The sequence below is a fragment of the Streptomyces otsuchiensis genome, assembly GCF_004305975.1.
GTDB classification, from domain to species: Bacteria; Actinomycetota; Actinomycetes; order Streptomycetales; family Streptomycetaceae; genus Streptomyces; species Streptomyces otsuchiensis.
Window position 1 is genome coordinate 1 of record NZ_BHZI01000625.1, and the last position, 360, is coordinate 360.

Here is a 360-nt window from a genome sequence, read left to right on the forward strand (position 1 = left end):
TGCGGTGTCGGGCCCGGCCTCACGCGGGGGCGGCCTCACGCGGGCCCGGCCTCACGCGGGGGCGGCGGCCACCTCCACCCGGTCGCTGTCCCCGTCGGACAGGAAGGACGCCGTCGCCCGCCCCTCGTCGGCGACGGCGTCGAGGTCGGCCCGCGACAGGCCGCGCAGCGGCGCCACGCGCACGACGCCGTCCTCCGCCGTCCAGGTCGCGGAGACCCTGCCGTCGACCAGTACGACGCGGACACCCGCGACCGACAGCCCCCGGTGCTCGTCGTCCACGATCCGGCTCCGGTCGTCGTAGCCGAGCAGCGCGTTGTCGAACGCCGGCAGGAACCGCACGGGCGCCGGGGTGTCGGGGTC

The 360-nt window shown here is 78.1% G+C and carries 1 protein-coding gene; it reads right to left on the bottom strand.

The window, feature by feature from the left end:
• Positions 1-51: 51 nt before the first annotated feature.
• On the bottom strand, positions 52-360 hold a 309-nt coding region (locus tag E0D90_RS26140; RefSeq protein ID WP_174856271.1), incomplete at its 5' end, for a DNA glycosylase AlkZ-like family protein.